This is a genomic window from Meiothermus sp. (genome assembly GCF_025056915.1).
Classification (GTDB): Bacteria; Deinococcota; Deinococci; order Deinococcales; family Thermaceae; genus Meiothermus.
Window position 1 is genome coordinate 16,877 of sequence record NZ_JANWVH010000025.1, and the last position, 17,723, is coordinate 34,599.

Genomic DNA, 17,723 nt, shown 5'->3' on the forward strand with positions numbered 1-17,723 from the left:
TCAGTTCTCCACAGAGTTGAGCTTGGCCCGCAGCGCTTCCACCGTTGCGGGCGGAACCAGCTTGGACACGTCGCCCCCGTAGCGGGCGATTTCTTTGATCATGGTGGACGAAACGAACGACCAGCGGGTGGCGGCCATGATAAAAAAGGTTTCGGGGTGGTTGCCGTACTGCCGGTTGAGGTGGGCCATCTGGAGTTCGTTTTCGTAGTCGGAGACCGCCCTCAACCCCTTGACGATGACCCTGGAGTTAACCCGCTTCATGTACTCCACCAGAAGGCCGCTAAAGGTATCCACCTCGACGTTGCTCATGCGGGCCGCGGCCACCGCTTGCCGGATAATCTCGACCCGCTCCGTCGGGCTGAAAAGCCAGAGCCCCCGCTTGGAGGGGTTTTCAAGCACCGCCACCGTGACCTTGGTGAAGTGCCTCGAGGCCCGCTGAATTACATCAAAGTGCCCGTTGTGCAAAGGGTCGAAACTTCCGGGATACACTACGTGCATACTGCCTCGCTTTCGCGGAGTATCTTCACACAAGCGCCGCACTCCCAACAAGAGTCCGGTGTTCAGGAGCCTCGAAGAAGCCTTTGGGCTGGTTGGTCGAGTGCGCTCGCTTCGATGATGGTCACGCTATTGAAGCCATACTCCCGCCGCTCACCCATGGGCAGAGCCAGGTCGGAAGGGTGTTGCAGGATGTAAAGACCTTCCGGCTCGACAATGCGGGCCTCGAGCAGCCGTTCAAAGTCTTGCAACAGGTCGTGGGGGTAGGGCGGTGCCATGAAGGCCACCGTGAAGCGCAGCCCTCGCCGCCTGGCATCCATCAGGTAACGCTCCACAGGCATCGCCTCGATTTGGACCTTCAAGCGGGCCTTGCTGGCGTTCTCGCGCAGGCATTGAATGGCCTGGCGGTCTTTTTCCACCAGGGTCACCTCAAAACCCTCCGAGGCAGCCTCGAGGCCGATGGCCCCGCTACCCGCATACAAATCTAAAAAGCGCCCTCGATGGGGATAGCGATAGCGCAAGTAGTCGAACAGGGCCTTGCGCAGTCGCACCGGACTGGGCCGCGCCGACTCCGGAACCTTGAGCGCCACCCCCTTGGCTGTTCCACCCAGAATTCGCAGCATTCCGGCATCCTGGAAATCACTGCCCTGGAACCAGGGTCGGAATCTGCACCGTGTCCGGATTGCGGAACCAAATCTGACACTGCAAATTCCGGCCCTGGGTGGGCTTGACCTGCACCTCAAAACGGCTGCTGGCCCCGCTGGCCAGGCTTCGGACCGCAATGGGGGCCGAGTTGGTGCCGTAAACCCGCCGGTTGGGCACCCCGTTTACGGTAGTCACCTGCTTGTCGGTGACGCGAAGGTTGATTCGCACGTTGTTCAGTGTCTGGCCCGACACATTGACCACCGTACCCCTGGCCACCATTGCACCGCTGGCGTTCGGGGCACAGCTCCAACTGCTGACCCGCAGCTTGTAGACGGTGCCCTGGGCCTGCACCGGGCCGAGCAGCAAGGCCAGCCCCAACGCAACAAGGACATTCTTCATGATGCAATGCTACCAAAGTGGCGGTGCTCTTCCCAGGCCCGTCCAAGAGAGGCCTACTTCAGGTAAGTGCGACGACCTGCCCCAAAACTTCCCACCCCAGACCGTCCGGGCACAGGCTAACTGCTGGGTCGAGCGGGGGGTTCCAGACCGGCTGCATGAACTCCAGAAACAACCGGCGCATCTTGCGGGGAAAGGCCGCTCGCCAGCGCAGCCCTGGACGACGCTGGCACGTTGCAGCCCGACCCCAAGCGGGCCGGGGACGCCGGACACCAACAACGCACCGGCAGTAAGATTCATCTGGCGGTAGGCCCCTGGGACACCTGCGGACAGGGAAAGGGCTCGAGGGGCTTGACTGAGAGGGTAGACACGGCAGCAACGACTCCACACACCCTTTGGGGGTGGGTTGTAAAATAGAGGGCCATAGGCCAGTGGGCGCCGGGAGGGCTTGGGTGGGCGAAATCAGCTTTAGGCTTAATGGACAGACCGTTCGGGTGGCGGATGCCGACCCCCACACCACACTCCTTTCCTGGTTACGCCAGCAGGGCCTGACCGGCAGCAAGGAAGGCTGCGCCGAGGGGGAGTGCGGAGCCTGTGCGGTGCTTTTGTTGCGGCCCGACGGCTCGGGTTCGCGCCTCGAGGCCGTGAACGGCTGCTTGCTGCTCCTGCCGAGCCTGGCCGGTCAGGAGGTCTGGACGGTGGAGGGGCTGGCCCAGGGCCGCGCTTTGCACCCGGTTCAGGAGGCCATGCTCCAGGGGGGGTCGCAGTGCGGCTACTGCACGCCGGGGTTTGTGGTGAGCATGGCCGCGGAGTATTACCGCAAAAACCGGGAAGGGTTTGACCTCGAGGCCCTCTCCGGCAACCTCTGCCGCTGCACGGGCTACCGTCCCATCCGGGATGCGGCCTTTGCGCTGGGGCGCCCCTCCCAGACCGACCCCCTGGCCCAGCGACTGGCTCTGCCCGCGCAAGCGCCGGAATCGCTGGAGTATAGCCCTCCAGTTGGCGCTGCACCGGCCTCCGAACCCTGGCGCTTCTACCGTCCGGTATCGCTAAAGGAGCTGTTCCAGACCCTGGCCCAGCACCCCACCGCCAAGCTGGTGGCCGGCGGCACCGACTGGGTGGTGGAGGTCAACCAGCGGGCGGCCCGGGCCGGGGTGCAGGTAGACCTCAGCCAGATTCCCGAGCTGCAAACCCTGGCCTGGACCGATGCCTACGTGGAGATTGGGGCGGGGGTGACCCTGTCCGAGGCCGAGCGCTGGCTGGAGGGGCGCATACCGCTTCTGGCCGGGTGGTTTCCGCTCTTTGCCTCGAGGCTCATCCGCAACCGCGCCACCCTGGGGGGCAACCTGGCTACGGCCTCGCCCATCGGCGACTCGCCGCCGGTGCTGCTGGCTTTGGGGGCCTCGCTGGTGCTGGTAAGCGCCAAAGGCGAGCGGGTGGTGGCGCTCGAACACTTCTTCACCGGCTACCGGCAAACCCTGTTGCAGCCTGGCGAACTCATCAAGGCGGTGCGGATTCCCCTGCCGCTTCTACCCGAGTCGCGCTTTTACAAGGTCAGCAAGCGGCCCATGGACGACATCTCCACGGTGGCCATGGGGGTGGCGCTTTCGCGCTCGAGGGCGGGCCTGGTGGAGGCCATCCGGATTGGCCTGGGGGGCGTGGCCGCCACCCCTGTGCGGGCCTACCAGACCGAGGCCTTCCTGCTCGGCAAGCCCTGGGACGAGTCCAGCCTCCGCAAGGCCGTGCAGGTCATTAAGGCAGAGTTCCAACCCATAGACGACCACCGGGGCAGCGCCGCCTACCGGACGGCCATGCTGGGCAGCCTGCTCTGGAAGTTCTACAGCGAGACCCAGGGGGTGATGGCATGAAGGTGGTGGGCCGGGCCATTCCGCACGAGTCGGCCCGCGAGCACGTAACCGGGCGGGCCCTCTACACCGACGACCTGTGGCCGCGCTATCCGGGCGTGCTCCACGCCTGGCCGGTGCAGGCCCCCCACGCCCACGCCCGCATCCTGCGGCTGGAGGTTGGGCCTGCTTACCGGGTGCCGGGGGTGGTGCGGGTGCTCACCGCCTCGGATGTGCCGGGCCTCAACGATTCCGGCCTCAAGGGGGACGAGCCCTTGTTCCCCGCCGAGGTGATGTACTTCGGTCAGGCGGTCTCCTGGGTGCTGGCCGAGACCGAGGAGGCGGCCCGGCTGGGGGCGGCTCAGGTAGCGGTGGAGTATGAGCCGCTGCCGGCCATTCTGAGCATTCAGGAGGCCATCCGGCAGGAAAGCTTCCAGGGCGCGATGCTCCATGCCAGGCGCGGCGATGTGGAGCGGGCCTTGCAGGAATCGGCGCGGGTGCTCGAGGGCGAACTCGAGCTCGGCGGGCAGGAGCACTTCTACTTGGAGACCCAGGCCTCGCTGGCCCTGCTCGATGAGGCCGGTCACCTGCTGGTGCATTCCTCCACCCAGCACCCCTCGGAAACCCAGGAGATTGTGGCCCAGGTGCTGGGCCTGCCGCGCAGCCAGGTCACGGTGCAGTGCATCCGCATGGGCGGGGGCTTTGGCGGCAAGGAAGTCCAGGCCAACCCCTACGCAGCGGTGGCGGCCCTGGGGGCCTACCTGACCCGCCGCCCGGTGCGGGTGCGGCTCAACCGGTTGCAAGACATCACCCTGACCGGCAAGCGCCACCCCTTTTATGCCCGCTTCAAGGTGGGTTTTTCCCAAGACGGCCTGGTGAATGCCCTTCAGATGGAGCTTTACTCCGACGGCGGCTGGTCGCAAGACCTCTCCGAGCCGGTGCTGGCCCGGGCGGTCTGCCACGCCGACAATGCCTATTACATCCCGCACATGGACGTGAAGGGCCGGGTCTGCAAGACCCACAAGACCTCCCAGACTGCCTTCCGGGGCTTTGGGGGGCCGCAGGGCATGGTTTTTATCGAGGAGGTGATGGACCGGGTGGCCCGCAGCCTTGGCCTGCCGCCGGAGGTGGTGCGGGAGCGCAACTTCTACGGCGTGCGGCCCGAGTCCCCCACCACCCACTACGGCCAGGAGGTGAAGGACGCGGAGCGCATCAAGCTCATCTGGGACGAGCTTAAGGCCAGCGCCGACCTCGAGCCGCGCCGCGAAGAGATACGCCGCTTCAACGCGCAAAACCCCCACCGCAAGCGCGGCTTAGCCATCACCCCGGTCAAGTTCGGCATCTCCTTCAACTTCACCCCCTACAACCAGGCCGGGGCGCTGGTGCTGGTCTACCAGGACGGCTCGGTGCAGGTCAACCACGGCGGCACCGAGATGGGCCAGGGCCTACACACCAAAATCCAGCAGATTGCCGCCGAGGCTTTGGGGGTGCCCCTCGAGGCCATTAGGGTCATGCCCACGCGCACCGACAAGGTGCCCAACACCTCGGCCACCGCCGCCTCCACCGGGGCCGACCTGAACGGCGGGGCGGTGCGGGATGCCTGCGAGAAGATAAAAGCCCGGCTGGCCGCGGTGGCGGCGCAAAAGCTTTTGGTTCATCCCGCCGATGTGGTCTTTGAGGAGGGCTGGGTGTGGAGCCTCTGGAAGCCCGAGGAGCGCCTGCGCTTCGCCGAGGTGGTGAAGGCGGCTTACGCCCAGCGGGTGCAGCTTTTCGCCGACGGCTTCTACCGCACGCCGGGGCTTCACTGGGACAAAACCCGCATGTGGGGCAAGCCCTTCCATTACTTCGCCTTTGGGGCGGCGGTGAGCGAGGTGGAGGTGGACGGCTTCACCGGGCAGTACAGCCTGCGCCGGGTGGACATCCTGCACGATGTGGGCGACTCGCTCTCGCCGCTGGTGGACCTGGGCCAGGTGGAAGGGGGCTTTATCCAGGGCCTGGGCTGGCTCACCCTAGAAGACCTGCGCTGGGACGCCAGGGGCCAGGTGGCGACCCGCTCGGCCAGCACCTACAAGCTGCCCAGCTTCTCTGAGCTGCCCGAGGTGTTCAACGTTCGGCTTCTGCCCAGGTCTACCGAGCCAGGGGTGGTTTATGGTTCCAAGGCGGTGGGGGAGCCCCCCCTGATGCTGGCCATCTCGGTGCGGGAGGCTCTGCGCGATGCGGTGGCGGCTTTTGGAAGAGGGAGCATGGTGGAACTGGCCTCGCCGGCTACGCCCGAGGCGGTCTACTGGGCCATCGAGCGGGTGCGGGAAAAGGCCCTGGTTTCGGGGGACTAGGGCACAGGGTAAGACGATGAAGACCCTTGCTTTGCTTTTGGCCCTGGGCGCTCTCCTGCTGGGGTTGTCGTTTTTGCTCCAGGGGGGGTTCTGGCGACAGGGCGTGCCCTGGCTCAACCGGCGCTTCGGGATGGAGGAGCCTCGGTCACCCCTTTGGCTGCGGGCGCTCGAGCGCCTTTTTATGGGCGTATTCTTGCTCGCGCTGGCGGGTTTTTTTCTCTGGTTTGCGTTGCAACTTTAGGGGATTTGGAATGCAGTGGTTTGAGCACCTTTCCCGCCTGACCGAGCAAAAAGTGCCGCTGGTGCTGGTCACGCTGCTTTCGGTGCGGGGCCACGCCCCCCGCGAGGCCGGGGCCAAGATGCTGGTCACGGCGGAAGCGAGCTACGGAACCATTGGCGGGGGCAACCTCGAGGCCACCGCCACCGCCCTGGCCCGCCGGATGCTGGCGGAGGGAGGCTCGCTGGAGCTTCACACCCTGCGCCTCACCGAGAAGGCCCCCGCCGAGCACGGGGTGCAGTGCTGCGGTGGCGAGGTGGAGGTGCTGCTTGAGGTGGTGAACCCTCTGCGCCCCACCGTGGCCCTCTTTGGGGTGGGGCACGTGGGCTGGGCCCTGGCCAAGGTGCTTTCCATCCTGCCCATCGAGCTGTGGCTGGTGGACTCGAGGGCGGAAATGGTCGCCGAAGAGCGTATGAAGCCCCTCTACCAAAACCAGGCCCGAATACGGGTGTTCCAGGCGCCCATCCTGGACGGTGTGGTGGGCGACCTGCCGTCGGGAGGCCATCTCGTCGTCATGACCCATGACCACGCCGAGGATTTGTTCGTGCTCGAGGCCGCTTTGCGCCGGGGCGACCTGGGCTTCATCGGGCTGATTGGCTCGGCGGTCAAGTGGCGCAACTTTCAGCAAAAACTGTTGCAGCAAGGCTTTTCGCAGGCCGACCTGGCCCGCGTCACCTGCCCCATTGGCCTGCCCCTCACCCAGAGCAAGGCGCCCGAGGCCATCGCCATCGCCACTGCGGCCCAGCTACTGCCTTTGCTGGTCGGCCCAAAGACCCAGCGCCCGGAGCGTGAGCAGCGCCGGTAGCCAGCGAACCATCGAGGCTGCTGTCTAGTCCGGCTCCACGCAGAGTTTAGGCGGTCACTGTAAAGCCTTCCCGAACGCGAATGGCTTGGAAGCGAAGTGCACTCCAAGACTCAGGGGCAGGCGTTGGAGACCCACCCCCTTGTTCTTGAAAGCTGCTGGTACGCCTGGGATCACCTCGAGCAATCCAGCTTGAAGCGGAGGCTCGGGTTGGGGGTGCTGAAGGCCAGGTTGTACTTCTGCTTGATGTTGCTGGTGTCCATCTCGATCAGGAGCTTGGTGGGGGGGTCGGTGCGGTCGCTGCGGAACTTGAGCTTTGTGGTCACGGCGGCGCCCTGGGGGATGGCCGCGTTGTAGATTTTGGCCTCGTAGGATTCGCGGGCCAGTGCACCCCCCTCCATGCGCTCGGTGGCGCCGCTGGCAAAGGCCAGGGTGAGGCTGCTGGGGTCTTTGAAGCCAGCGTTCCAGGCCTCGAGGGTTCGGTTGGTGGCGTTGCGTACCTCAAAGTCTATGGCCCAGCCCTTGAGCCCGTTCTCGTCAAAAGGCTCAACCCTGGTGGCCCGGGCCCGCCAGATGCCGTTGCTAAGCCACTCGTTCAGGCAGCCCTCGAGGCTGGCCCGCTGGTCGGCCCCGCCCGCAGCCTGTGCGCTCAGGTTCACGGTGTTGCCCGAGACCGAGGCCGTCACCCCCAAAGCCCGCAGGGCGCTCACCGGTACGTAGGTCTGCCCGCCTACCACAATGGCCTTGCTGCTCTGAGCCTGCCCATTCACCACCAGGTTGAGCTGCCGCTGCACGGCCTGGGCCAGCACCAGCCCCAGCCCACCCACCACCAGCCAGACCAAAATTCTGCGGTTGTTCATAGTTGCTCCTTGCGCTTCGAGGTCTATGATCAAGGGTCTATGGTCTATGGTCCATCGTCGATGGCTCTTAACCATTGGTTATTGACTATCGACTATCGACTATTGACTATCACCACCCGCCTACGGACTTTGCACTGTCCCCATGGCGGTCAGGAAGGTTGCGGTCAGGGTGCGCTTGGAGACGCTGCCCTGCACGCCGCTATTTTCCTCGGCAATCAGGTAGAAAGTTTTGGAACCCGCACTGTCTACCGGAAATACCCGCTCGCTACTGACGATATAGCTATACGTCCAGGCGGGCAGCCCTGCGGGAAGCGAGATGCGCTTGTCCTGGTCGGGGCGGATGGTATCGGCGGTGTTGGATACGGCAAAGGTGAATAGAGCGCTCGAGGTGCCGGTGTACTCCACGTTTAGCTGGGCTGTGGCGCTCACCTTCACGTACCCCGGCCCCGGCACATTGATGGTCACACTGGCTACGGCAGGGGTGGTGTCGGTGATGGCGACGGTATCGGAGGCGGCGGTCTGGGCGACGCCTGGCAGGGCGTTGTTCAGCGCGGCAAAGTTGGCATTGACCTCGGAAGCACGGATGAGACCCCCTGCACTGAAGGTGTGTGGCAGACTAACGCCGGCCAGGGCCCACAGGCCAAGGGTGGACAGACCGGCTCCAAGGGCCAGAAAGAAGATGTTTTTGCTCATATCAGTGCCTCACAGACGCAAGTTGACCCCGCCTCGCAAGCCAAATCCAGCCCCCGGCCCGTTGAAGGTGAAAACCGCCTCCAGGAAGGTGTAGACGTTGCCGGTGGGCAGCTCGAGGCCTGCCGCCAGGGCGAAAATGGGGCCGGTTGCGGCGCCCCCGGAGAACCCCAGGCCCACGCTGGGGCCTGCATAGATTTGCAGCGGGTCAAGGTTCAGGCTTGCCAGCGGCCCTGCGCTGAGGGTAGCGGCAAAGCTGCTGCTCAGGGCGGCATCGGCTACCGCTCGCAGATGCACGGAAAGCGGGGCCGCTTGCACCAGATTGCGAACCGTGAACTGAACATTGCCCTGGGCCGAGGAGCCTCCGCTCCCGGCGTTGAAGCTGAGCCCGCCCCCCACGCTAAACTGCTGAGCCCAGGCCCACGAAAATAGCAGCAAAAACCCGAGTATCCAAGTGTTTTTCATGTCCTTCCTCCACACACAGCGCTAGATATTCGTCAGGCTGAACCCGGTCTCTGCGGGCCTCAGGCTGCCATTGGCCTAAAAGATGCGCTTGTGACTGGCAGCGACGTCAGCATGTGACCCGCCCAACACAATCGAAAAGCTTTTTCCCTGTATACGCCCTCCTACTGCCAGTGGGCCTGGTCCCACCGGCTGTTGTCCCAGATGCCTGCGTTGCCGCTGCCCCCGCCTCCGCAAGCCACCAGGGTCGCGAGCAGGAGGGCCAGAAGGGCGAGCCGTCCAAGGGTGTGTTTCATGGCTTGCTCCCTTAGGATGATGGTTAGCGAATCCCAAAGACCCGCCCGCCCGATTCCCGGCAGAGCTGCTCCAGGTACTGCAAGAGCAGTAGCGGGCTGTCGAAAACCCGCTCCTCCTGGGTGTTGGGGTCGAGCAAGACCGCCCGCCAGGGTTGCTGAGGCCCGGAGGGCTCGAGGTGCAGCACCAGGTCGAGCGGTTTTTTGAAGTTCGGCTCCATCTCCGAGCCGAGGGTAGCAAGGGGTGCGTCACTTCAGCGTCACTGCCAGCCGTGCCCGCAAGGCTTGCTGGCTGACGCAGCGAAACCGCGCGAGGCCCCCGTGCAAGGCCAGGGCTTGCTCGAGGTCGGCCCTGGCTTCCGCAGACTGCCCCAGCCCCAGCCAGGCCCCGGCCCGGCTGTAAAGCGCATTGATTTGCTGCACGGGGCTTTGGGCCAGGTGCAGGGCCTTTTGGCTTAGTCGGAGTGCGGCTTTGGGGTTGTGCTGGGCCAGCTCGAGTTCGGCGTAAAGCTGCTGTACCTCGCTCAACCTATGGTTCAGGGCCTCGGCCAGCGCGAGGGCCTGTTCTAACTCGGCGGTGGCCAACGTGGTCTCACCCAGCCGCAGCCGGGCCTCGGCCCGCAGCAATAAAGCACTCAGCAACTGGCGTTGCACCCCGCTCTGGTGGGCTTTTTGAAGCAGGTCTTGGGTGTGCTCGAGGGCCTCGGCCCAGCGGCCCAGGCTCAAAAGCACCCAGGCCCGGGCCATCCCGATCCGCTCCTGCAAGAGCCAGAAGCTCGAGGGGGCCGGGGTGTTCTGCTGCATCAGGCGCTCGGCCTGATCCACCCAGGCCAGCGCTTCCTGCGGTGCTTCCTCCAGCATCAGGGTCAGGCTGTGGCCAATCTGGGCCTCAATCTGGTGGTAGGGGGTTAGGCCCTGGGCCAGCTCGAGCGCGGCCAGCCCGTCCTGCCGGGCCTGGCTCAAAAGCCCGAGGTCGCGCTGGTAGTGCGTTGCGAAAATCAGCGGATAAAAAGCCTCGGCAGGGGCGGCCTCGAGGGCCAGCGCATAGGCCCGGCGGCTGGCTTCCAAAGCCCCCAGCAGGTCGGACTGGTCGTCCAGCACCATGCTGCGGAAGAACCAGAGCTGGGCCTGCTCGAGGGGCGTTCGGGCGCTTTGCTCCATCTGGGCGAGCTGTGCAAGCTGCGCCTGGGGGCTGGCCTGGCCTATCTGGCGGCTCAGGTAGAAGTGCTGGGTCAGGGCTGCGAAGCGCTCCGGGTGCTGGGATGGCAGATGGGCTAAGGCTTTTTGGTACAGCCGGTCGGCCTCCGGGTAGGCCCGCAGGGCGTGTGCCTGACGGGCTGCCTGGAGCCACCAGGGGGCCGCCTCTTCGGGCGCACCGGCCATCTCGAAATATGCGGCCACCCGGGCGGGATGCACCGCCTGCCGGGCGTAAAGCCGGGCCAGGCGGCCCGCAATCAGGCGGCGGCGGTCGGGCTTGAGCGAGTCGGCGATAACCCGCGCCAGCAGGTCGTGGGTGAAGCGGTAGCCTTTGGGGGTGTGCTCGAGCAGCCGGTGCTGGCTGGCCTGCTCCAGCGCCTCAGAGACCTCCCACTCGGCGAGCGCGCTGGCCTCGGAAATGAGGCCCGAAGCGAAAAACTCCCCCTCCAAGAGGGCGGCCACCTCGAGGCAGCGGCGGATGGGCCGGGGCTGCCGCTCGAGGCGTTCCAGAATGGTCTGGCGCACACTGGCCGCGACGCCCAACTCGGCGTAGTCGTGGGTGGACTCGTCGTAGGGGGTTTCCCACACGCCCCCTTCTCCCAGGCGCAGCTTGCCGGACTCGAACAGGCTTTGCAGGGTTTGAAGGATGAACAGCGGGTTGCCGGCGGTGGCCCGGTAGAGCCGCTCTGGAAACAGCCGCGCGGGCCGCCCCGAGAGGTGGGCGATGAGCTCGGCCACCTCGAGCGCATTCAGCGGTTCTAGCTCGAGCCAGACGGCCCTCTGGCGGCTGCGCCAGTCCTGGTAGCGACGGGCCACCTCGGGTGCCACCTCTTCGGGCCGAACTGTGATGACCAGCCGGGATAGCCCCTGTTGTTCCAGCCCTACCACCAGCGCCCGAAGGCTCCAGGGGTCGCTAAAGTGCTCGTCCTCGCTCAGGAAGGTGGTGCTGCGGTGGGCCGCTATCAGCAACTCCACCAAGGCGGTGAAGAAGCGCACCTGGGTACTCTCGTCGAGGGGCGGTGGGGAATGGTTCCACAACTCGGGCACCAGCCGGGAAGCCTCGAGGCGGATCCAGCTTTTCAAGCGCAGGTCGGGTCTGGCGTTCACAGCCTGGCGCACCCAGCGGGTCATGGAGGCATAGGGGGTAGGGCCGTCGCCGGGTTGCCCCGCGAGGGTAACAAACGGTTCCTTGTCGGACAGCCATTCTCGGGCCAGACGGCTCTTGCCCACCCCAGCCGGGCCCGCGATGAGCAGAATCTTCTGGTTCGGCCAGCCCAGTTCGAGCTGTGCCAGGGCCGCCGTCCGCCCCACCAGCGGCGGGTTGAAATTGGGGCTGCCGGAGGCCGATGCTGGCACCCGACGAACCGTAGTGCGTTGGCGGATTTGCTCGGCCAGGGCCTCTGTTTCGGGAAGGGGCCCCAGGCCCAGCTCGCGCCTTAACCCCTGCTCAAGCACCCTGTACTGGTGGAGCGCTCCCTCAAACTGCCCAAGCAATGCGTAAAGCCGCATGGCCTCTCGGTGGAAGTGTTCCTGCAACCCGTCGTGTTCAATCAGCTCGAGGTAAACCTCCAGCGCAGGCCGGATTTTCCCTTCGGCCTCGAGCCTGTGGGCCTCGGTCTCCCGCGCGGCAATCCAGTGTCGGTTTAGCCGCTCGCGCCAGTGTTGGAGCCACTCGCGGAAGGTTTCCTCTTCGATGTCCAGGCCTTGCAAAAACTCGCCTTTGTACACTTTCAGGGCCTCGGGCCAGTTCTGGGCCGCACACTGTGCCAAAAAGTGCCCTACATCCGAGTCGAAATGTAAGAGCTCGAGCTGTTCGCGTCGGGCGGCCAGGTGCGCCCCCACCGGGCCAGCACCAATGCGATACAGCGTTTGCCGCAGGTTGTGCTGCCCCCTGGGCTCCGGGCCGCTCCCCCAGAGCATCTCGACCAAACGGCTGCGGGGCTGGCGGCCCTCGAGGGCCAGAATGGCAATCAGCGCAACCGCCTTGCGGGGCAGGCCAACCTCTCGACCGCTGCAAAGCAGCCTTGGAGAACCCAGTAGCTCAACTTGCAGCATGATGCGGTGCTTTCCTGAGGGGTGGGGAAGACCCTTGCCGTTGACTGCACTCAGTCTAGCCGAAATACAGCAAAAGATTGGTTCATTTGCGGTCAGATAGCCCCCTCACCCGCAAGAATCCAGCCGCCTTCAAACCAACTGTTGGCCCCCAAGCAAGTTTCAAGCAAACATGGCACGGGCGTGGGTGTAGGGGTTACTGCACCCTCTGCCCTGGCCGCCCAACCAAGGCTCATGGGCCAGCCGCCCCAGGAAGGAGAGGGGCAATGCCGACCACGCTTCGCCCGCTATCACCAGCGGGCAGAGTCGGAATTTCCTACGGGCGCAGGGAAACAAAACCTCTGCCGGGCTTGCAAATACTTTTCATGCCTTCTGCGCTTGAACCCCTGGCAAACGGTGCCAACGCGGAAGCACAGAGCAGGGGTTCAGGGATAAGGCCCAGGCCCCAAAGACCTGCCCTCGACCTCCCGCCGCCTGGTGCAGCTACGAAAGTTGCTTTCGCCTGGCTTCGCCCTAACCGAAAAGCTCCCTGGCTGTCCTGTGGAGATTTGGGTTTGCGATATGATTTTGCGCAATGGGGATGCCCCTTTTGCAGTTGAAACACATAACCAAGCGTTTTCCGGGGGTGCTGGCCAACGACCGGGTGAGCCTCGAGGTCTTCCCCGGCGAGGTGCTGGCCCTTTTGGGCGAGAACGGGGCCGGCAAATCCACCCTGGTTTCCATCCTCTACGGCCTGTACCGCCCGGACGAGGGCGAAATTCTCCTCGAGGGCCAGCCGGTGCGGATTGCCTCGCCGGGAGACGCGCTCAAGGCGGGCATCGGTCTGGTGCCGCAGCATCCGACGCTCGTAAGCCGCCACACGGTGGCCGAGAACCTGGCCTTGGGCATCGGAACCCCTCTGCTGCCGGCCCAGCGAATCGCGCCCCTCATCGAGCGGGTGGCGCAGGGGTTCGGGCTGCAAATAGACCCCAAGGCGCCCGTTTATACCCTCTCGCCCGGCGAGAAACAGCGGGTGGAGATTGTGCGGGCTTTGCTGCGGGGGGCCCGGGTGCTGATCCTCGACGAGCCGACCAGCGTGCTCACCCCCCAGGAGGCGGAGGCCTTGTTCAGGGTCATGCGGGAGCTGCGGGCCGCCGGCAAGTCGCTGATCTTCATCTCCCACAAGCTCGAGGAGGTGCTCGCCATCGCCGACCGCTGCGTGGTGCTGCGCCGGGGGCAGGTGGTGGGCCATCTGCCCAGGGCGGAGGCCAGCCAGGCCCGGCTGGCCGAACTGATGGTGGGCCGGAGCGTCAGTTTTGCCCGCAAGCGTGGCGCACCGCGAATCGGCGAGGTGCTTTTGCAGGTGCGGGATTTGAGCGCACGCTCGAGCCGCGACCTGTTGGCTTTGAAAGGGGTGAGCTTCGAGCTGCGCTCCGGCGAGGTGCTGGGCATCGCTGGGGTGGCGGGCAACGGCCAGAGCGAGCTGGTGGAGGTGCTTTCGGGCTTGCGAACCATCGAGCAGGGCACGGTTCAACTGGCGGGGGCGCCGCTGCCTTCCGACCCGGCTCGGGTGTTTGCCAGAGGGGTGGCCCACATCCCCGAAGACCGGATTCGCATGGGCACGGTGCCCAGCATGAGCGTGGCCGAGAACCTGGCCCTGAGGAGCTTCGACCGCCCCCCCCTGTCGCGCGGCTTCGTGCTCCGGCCCGCAGCCTGGCTGGCCCAGGCCCAGGCCCAGGTGCAAGCGTATGCGGTGGCCACGCCCAGCCTGCACACCCCGACCCGGCTGCTTTCGGGCGGCAACATCCAGAAGGTCATTTTGGCCCGTGAGCTGGCCGGGCGGCCCCGCCTGATTCTGGCGGTTCACCCCACCTATGGCCTGGACATCGGGGCCACCGAGCAGGTTCACCGGGTCTTGCTCGAGAAAACCGACCAGGGCGCGGCGGTGCTGCTGGTCTCGGAGGACCTGGAAGAGCTCCTCTCGCTTTCCGACCGGATTGGGGTGCTCTACCAGGGTCGTCTATTAGGCCCTTACCCGGTGGAGGCGGTTTCCCGCGAGCGGCTGGGGCTTCTCATGACCGGAGGCCTGGCATGAGGCTCGAGCCCCTTGTGAACCCCCCTCGTTTTCGCGTGCTGTGGGTCACGCTGGGGGCGCTGGGGGTGGCCTTTGTGCTGGTGGGGGGGCTTTTTGCCGCCTATGGCCTGAACCCCCTCGAGGCCTACCGCGCCATGCTCCAGGGCACCCTGCTGGACGCGAAGGGCTGGCAGGAAGTCCTGCGTCGCAGCATTCCTTTGCTCCTGATTGGGGCGGGCCTGACCCTGGCTTTTCGCACTCAGTTTTTCAACATTGGGGCCGAGGGGCAGCTCTTGCTGGGTGCGGTCTGGGCGGCTGGGGTGGCGCTCTTCCTGCCCCTGCCGCCTGCGCTGAGCCTGCCGGCCATGCTGCTGGCGGGGGCGCTCGGCGGGGCGCTGTGGTGCTTGGTGGCGGCCTGGCTCAGGGGGCGCCTGAACGTCAACGAAATCCTGACCACCCTGATGCTCAACTATGTGGCGCAGTCGCTGGTCATTTTTCTGATCAATGGCCCCTGGAAGGGCCGGGATGCTCGAGGCTACATCTACTCCGACCGCTTCGCTGAATACCAGCAGCTCGCGGTGCTGCCCGGCACCAACGTCCACTGGCCCACCCTGCTGCTGGGGGTGCTTCTGGCTCTGGTTTTGCAGTGGGTGCTCAGCCGCACCACCCTGGGCTTTCGGATGCGGGTGGTGGGCGAGAACCCCGGCGCGGCCCGCTATCTGGGCATCTCGGGGGTGCGGGTGGGTTTCTGGATTGCGCTCATCACGGGCGGGCTGGCCGGGCTGGCCGGGGTCGGCGAGATTGCCGGCATCCACCACCGCCTGATTGAGCCGGGCCAGCTTTCCTCGGGCTATGGTTTCACCGCCATCATCGTGGCCTGGCTGGCCCGGGGCCACCCTGCGCTGGTGCTCCTGACCGCGCCTTTGATGGGCCTGATTCTGGCCGGGGGTGATCTGCTCAAGGTGAGCCTCAACATGCCCTTTCGCATCGTGGATGTGTTCAGCGGGGTGATGCTTTTGTGCCTGATTGGTTCGGAGATTCTGGTGCAAAACCGCATCCGCTGGGGGCGCTAGGGGGGTTATGGAAGAAGTCCTGAACGCTTTGGCTCGAGCCCTCTCCTTCGGAACGCCCCTGCTCATGGCCTGCTTGGGGGCCCTCCTGAACGAGCGGGCCGGGGTGGTCAACCTGGGGGTTGAGGGGATGATGGCCCTGGGGGCTTTGGCCGGGTTTGCAGTGGCCTTCGGCAGTGGGGTAGGGGATGGCAGCCTATGGCTGGCGGTGCTGGCCGCGATGCTGGTGGGGGCGCTGGCGGCCTTGGTGCATGCGTTTGTGACCATTACCTTGCAGGCCAACCAGTTTGTCGCCGGGCTGTCCCTGACCATGCTGGGCCTGGGCGCAGCGGGCTTGCTGGGCAAGCGCTTTGAGGGCCAACCTCTGTTCAACCAACCCCCCGAGTGGCCCTTCACGCTGGGGGCGATTGCGCTGGCTTTGTTGCTGGGGTTCATCCTGTACGGCACCCGGCTGGGCCTGACCTTGCGCTCGGTGGGCGAAAACCCCGCTGCCGCCGACCTGCTGGGCCTGGACGTGGTGGGGGTGCGGTACGCGGCGGTGGCCGCTGGAGGGGCGCTGGCGGGGCTGGCGGGGGCTTACCTCTCCCTGGTCTACCGGCCCTCCTGGACCGACGGCATGACCGCCGGGCTCGGCTGGATTGCGGTGGCGCTGGTGATTTTTGTGGGCTGGAGCCCGCTCAGGGCCATTTTTGGGGCCGTTTTTTTTGGCCTGTTGTACTACTTACAGTTCAGGCTCCAGGGGCAGAGCGCGATTCCTTCGGAGGTGTTTGCGAGCCTGCCCTACCTTCTGGTTATACTTGTGCTGGCTTTGTCTGGGCTGCGTGGGCAGCAGGGCAATGCCCCTGAAGCGCTGGGAAAACCCTATCGGCGAGGTGAACGCTAAAGCCTTGGAATAGGCCCTGGTTCCTACGAGGGCAGGTGGGGAAGGGGCAACAGGAGGTTTAGATGAGAAAGACTTGGTTGCTGGGTATCCTGATGGTGCTGGCGCTTGGCTTCGGTCAGGCTCAACAGGCCAACCTGAAGGCCTGTTTTATCTATGTGGGCCCGATTGGCGACGTCGGCTGGACCTTTGCCCACGACGAGGCCCGCCGGGCGGCTGAGAAGGCCATTCCCGGCCTCAGCACGCAGTACGTGGAGTCGGTCAAGCCTGCCGATACCCTAGCCACCGTTGATCGGTTGGTTTCGGGCGGCTGCAACGTGATTTTCACCACTTCCTTCGACTTCATGGACCAGACCCTCGAGGCCGCCCAGAAGTACCCTGAGGTCATCTTTGCCCATGCCTCGGGCTTTAAGCGGGCCCCCAACATGCTCACCTACATGGCCGACTTCTACCAGATTTACTACCTGAACGGCCTGATGGCGGGCGCTCTGACCAAAAGCGGCAAGGTCGGCTACGTGGCGGCCTTCCCCATCCCCGAGCTGAAGCGCCACATCTCGGCCTTCGCCCTAGGGGTGCGGGCGGTGAACCCGAGGGCGACCGTGAACGTGAAGTGGATCAATGCCTGGTTCGATCCGGTCAAGGCCCGCGAAGCTGCCGAAGCCCTGATGGCCGAGGGCAACGATATCCTGGCCTTCACCGAGGACACCGCCAGCGTTATTCAGACCGCGGCCCGGCGCAAGGTGCCGAGCTTCAGCCACTACAACTCGATGTACAAGTACGCGCCGGACTACGTGGTCTCGGGCCAGCTGGTGGACTGGAGCGTGATCTACATTGACATTCTGAAGAAGGTTCAGAACGGCACCTACACCCCCAAAAACCTCCAGAACGTGGACTACTGGTGGCTGGCCCGCGAAAAAGCGGTGATGCTGGGGGCGCAGGTGGGCATGCCCATCAACCCCAAGTTCGAGGCTGCCCTCAAGCGGGCCACCATGACCGTGAACGGCAAGCGGGTGAGCGTCTACGACCGGGTGATGGAGCTTTACAAGGACATCCAGAGCGCCAACCCCAAGTGGGACCCCTTCACCGGCCCCATCCGCGACCGCAACGGGGTGCTGCGCGTACCGGCTGGGCGCAGGATGACCGTCAAGGAACTCAATGAGATGCAGTGGGTGGCCCCGGGCGTGGTGGGTCAGGTGGCCGACGAGCCGAAGTAGAGCACGCTCTCTCTAAAGCCCGAGAAAGCTCTGAACAGAAACAGAACCGTGGGCGCCGGGGGGGGGGGGGCCGGGGGGTGAGGGGCGCCGGGGGTTGTGGAGGGGGGGGGGCGCGGCCCCCAGTTAGAGAAGCGAAGTGATTTGGGGGGGGCAGGCGCGG

Annotated in this window: 18 protein-coding genes; 8 read left to right on the forward strand and 10 right to left on the reverse strand. The window is 65.3% G+C overall.

Annotated features, from left to right (window positions below):
• From coaD to NZN28_RS05955, 4 genes are all read right to left on the reverse strand, one after another.
• Positions 1 to 498 (reverse strand): pantetheine-phosphate adenylyltransferase, encoded by a 498-nt coding sequence (coaD, locus tag NZN28_RS05940; protein ID WP_295396073.1) that lies wholly within the window; start codon positions 496 to 498, stop codon positions 1 to 3.
• 62 nt (positions 499 to 560) lie between these two features.
• Positions 561 to 1,118 (reverse strand): RsmD family RNA methyltransferase, encoded by a 558-nt coding sequence (locus tag NZN28_RS05945; RefSeq protein WP_295396075.1) that lies wholly within the window; start codon positions 1,116 to 1,118, stop codon positions 561 to 563.
• A 16-nt stretch (positions 1,119 to 1,134) separates the two neighbouring features.
• Entirely contained in the window at positions 1,135 to 1,539 is a 405-nt protein-coding gene (locus tag NZN28_RS05950) for a hypothetical protein (protein WP_295396078.1), read from the reverse strand.
• 58 nt (positions 1,540 to 1,597) lie between these two features.
• Positions 1,598 to 1,720, reverse strand: a complete 123-nt coding sequence (locus NZN28_RS05955) for a hypothetical protein (RefSeq protein ID WP_295396080.1) — start codon at positions 1,718 to 1,720, stop codon at positions 1,598 to 1,600.
• A 268-nt stretch (positions 1,721 to 1,988) separates the two neighbouring features.
• Here NZN28_RS05955 and NZN28_RS05960 point away from each other — a divergent pair, with 268 nt between their 5' ends.
• Genes NZN28_RS05960 through xdhC form a run of 4 tightly spaced genes read left to right on the forward strand, consistent with a single transcriptional unit; the run spans position 1,989 to position 6,795 of the window.
• Positions 1,989 to 3,404, forward strand: coding sequence for an FAD binding domain-containing protein (locus tag NZN28_RS05960; RefSeq protein WP_295396082.1), 1,416 nt, complete (start codon positions 1,989 to 1,991; stop codon positions 3,402 to 3,404).
• On the forward strand, positions 3,401 to 5,713 hold the full coding sequence (xdhB, locus tag NZN28_RS05965; RefSeq protein ID WP_295396084.1) for a xanthine dehydrogenase molybdopterin binding subunit: 2,313 nt from the start codon (positions 3,401 to 3,403) through the stop codon (positions 5,711 to 5,713). The genes NZN28_RS05960 and xdhB overlap by 4 nt, the downstream gene beginning before the upstream one ends.
• Positions 5,714 to 5,729: 16 nt before the next feature.
• Positions 5,730 to 5,954, forward strand: coding sequence for a hypothetical protein (locus NZN28_RS05970; RefSeq protein WP_295396086.1), 225 nt, complete (start codon positions 5,730 to 5,732; stop codon positions 5,952 to 5,954).
• Between the two features lie 10 nt (positions 5,955 to 5,964).
• Positions 5,965 to 6,795 carry a xanthine dehydrogenase accessory protein XdhC gene (gene xdhC / locus NZN28_RS05975; RefSeq protein WP_295396088.1) on the forward strand — a complete coding sequence of 277 codons (831 nt, stop codon included), beginning with the start codon at positions 5,965 to 5,967 and terminating at the stop codon, positions 6,793 to 6,795.
• Between the two features lie 170 nt (positions 6,796 to 6,965).
• Here the strand turns inward: xdhC and NZN28_RS05980 are convergent, their stop codons facing one another.
• The 6 genes from NZN28_RS05980 to NZN28_RS06005 all read right to left on the reverse strand — a co-directional run bounded on the left by NZN28_RS05980 (position 6,966) and on the right by NZN28_RS06005 (position 12,349).
• A complete protein-coding gene (locus NZN28_RS05980; protein WP_295396090.1) occupies positions 6,966 to 7,652 on the reverse strand; it encodes a hypothetical protein in 687 nt (228 codons plus the stop codon).
• A 120-nt stretch (positions 7,653 to 7,772) separates the two neighbouring features.
• Positions 7,773 to 8,345: a hypothetical protein gene (locus NZN28_RS05985; protein ID WP_295396092.1), complete on the reverse strand. Its 573-nt coding sequence runs from the start codon at positions 8,343 to 8,345 to the stop codon at positions 7,773 to 7,775.
• Between the two features lie 9 nt (positions 8,346 to 8,354).
• Complete coding sequence (locus NZN28_RS05990) at positions 8,355 to 8,807, reverse strand: hypothetical protein (RefSeq protein WP_295396094.1); 453 nt, start codon at positions 8,805 to 8,807, stop codon at positions 8,355 to 8,357.
• Between the two features lie 161 nt (positions 8,808 to 8,968).
• Entirely contained in the window at positions 8,969 to 9,100 is a 132-nt protein-coding gene (locus NZN28_RS05995; RefSeq protein ID WP_295396096.1) for a hypothetical protein, read from the reverse strand.
• Between the two features lie 23 nt (positions 9,101 to 9,123).
• Complete coding sequence (locus tag NZN28_RS06000) at positions 9,124 to 9,318, reverse strand: hypothetical protein (protein WP_295396098.1); 195 nt, start codon at positions 9,316 to 9,318, stop codon at positions 9,124 to 9,126.
• A 28-nt stretch (positions 9,319 to 9,346) separates the two neighbouring features.
• On the reverse strand, positions 9,347 to 12,349 hold the full coding sequence (locus NZN28_RS06005; RefSeq protein ID WP_295396101.1) for a BTAD domain-containing putative transcriptional regulator: 3,003 nt from the start codon (positions 12,347 to 12,349) through the stop codon (positions 9,347 to 9,349).
• A gap of 571 nt (positions 12,350 to 12,920) precedes the next feature.
• Between NZN28_RS06005 and NZN28_RS06010 the strand changes: the two genes are divergently transcribed.
• The 4 genes from NZN28_RS06010 to NZN28_RS06025 all read left to right on the forward strand — a co-directional run bounded on the left by NZN28_RS06010 (position 12,921) and on the right by NZN28_RS06025 (position 17,563).
• Positions 12,921 to 14,420, forward strand: a complete 1,500-nt coding sequence (locus tag NZN28_RS06010) for an ABC transporter ATP-binding protein (protein WP_295396103.1) — start codon at positions 12,921 to 12,923, stop codon at positions 14,418 to 14,420.
• A complete protein-coding gene (locus tag NZN28_RS06015) occupies positions 14,417 to 15,472 on the forward strand; it encodes an ABC transporter permease (protein ID WP_295396105.1) in 1,056 nt (351 codons plus the stop codon). Before NZN28_RS06010 ends, NZN28_RS06015 begins: the two co-directional genes overlap by 4 nt.
• 7 nt (positions 15,473 to 15,479) lie before the next feature.
• Positions 15,480 to 16,352 carry an ABC transporter permease gene (locus NZN28_RS06020; RefSeq protein ID WP_295396106.1) on the forward strand — a complete coding sequence of 291 codons (873 nt, stop codon included), beginning with the start codon at positions 15,480 to 15,482 and terminating at the stop codon, positions 16,350 to 16,352.
• Between the two features lie 62 nt (positions 16,353 to 16,414).
• A complete protein-coding gene (locus tag NZN28_RS06025) occupies positions 16,415 to 17,563 on the forward strand; it encodes a BMP family ABC transporter substrate-binding protein (protein WP_295396109.1) in 1,149 nt (382 codons plus the stop codon).
• The last annotated feature ends 160 nt before the right edge of the window (positions 17,564 to 17,723 follow it).

Coding starts and splice junctions, on each gene's coding strand:
- NZN28_RS05990 (WP_295396094.1), bottom strand. CDS start 8,807: ATGAAAAACACTTGGATACTCGGGTTTTTGCTGCTATTTTCGTGGGCC.
- NZN28_RS05945 (WP_295396075.1), bottom strand. CDS start 1,118: ATGCTGCGAATTCTGGGTGGAACAGCCAAGGGGGTGGCGCTCAAGGTT.
- xdhC (WP_295396088.1), top strand. CDS start 5,965: ATGCAGTGGTTTGAGCACCTTTCCCGCCTGACCGAGCAAAAAGTGCCG.
- NZN28_RS06015 (WP_295396105.1), top strand. CDS start 14,417: ATGAGGCTCGAGCCCCTTGTGAACCCCCCTCGTTTTCGCGTGCTGTGG.
- NZN28_RS06020 (WP_295396106.1), top strand. CDS start 15,480: ATGGAAGAAGTCCTGAACGCTTTGGCTCGAGCCCTCTCCTTCGGAACG.
- NZN28_RS05995 (WP_295396096.1), bottom strand. CDS start 9,100: ATGAAACACACCCTTGGACGGCTCGCCCTTCTGGCCCTCCTGCTCGCG.
- NZN28_RS05955 (WP_295396080.1), bottom strand. CDS start 1,720: ATGCGCCGGTTGTTTCTGGAGTTCATGCAGCCGGTCTGGAACCCCCCG.
- NZN28_RS05970 (WP_295396086.1), top strand. CDS start 5,730: ATGAAGACCCTTGCTTTGCTTTTGGCCCTGGGCGCTCTCCTGCTGGGG.
- NZN28_RS06025 (WP_295396109.1), top strand. CDS start 16,415: ATGAGAAAGACTTGGTTGCTGGGTATCCTGATGGTGCTGGCGCTTGGC.
- NZN28_RS05950 (WP_295396078.1), bottom strand. CDS start 1,539: ATGAAGAATGTCCTTGTTGCGTTGGGGCTGGCCTTGCTGCTCGGCCCG.
- NZN28_RS05985 (WP_295396092.1), bottom strand. CDS start 8,345: ATGAGCAAAAACATCTTCTTTCTGGCCCTTGGAGCCGGTCTGTCCACC.
- NZN28_RS06005 (WP_295396101.1), bottom strand. CDS start 12,349: ATGCTGCAAGTTGAGCTACTGGGTTCTCCAAGGCTGCTTTGCAGCGGT.
- coaD (WP_295396073.1), bottom strand. CDS start 498: ATGCACGTAGTGTATCCCGGAAGTTTCGACCCTTTGCACAACGGGCAC.
- NZN28_RS06000 (WP_295396098.1), bottom strand. CDS start 9,318: ATGGAGCCGAACTTCAAAAAACCGCTCGACCTGGTGCTGCACCTCGAG.
- NZN28_RS06010 (WP_295396103.1), top strand. CDS start 12,921: ATGGGGATGCCCCTTTTGCAGTTGAAACACATAACCAAGCGTTTTCCG.
- NZN28_RS05980 (WP_295396090.1), bottom strand. CDS start 7,652: ATGAACAACCGCAGAATTTTGGTCTGGCTGGTGGTGGGTGGGCTGGGG.
- xdhB (WP_295396084.1), top strand. CDS start 3,401: ATGAAGGTGGTGGGCCGGGCCATTCCGCACGAGTCGGCCCGCGAGCAC.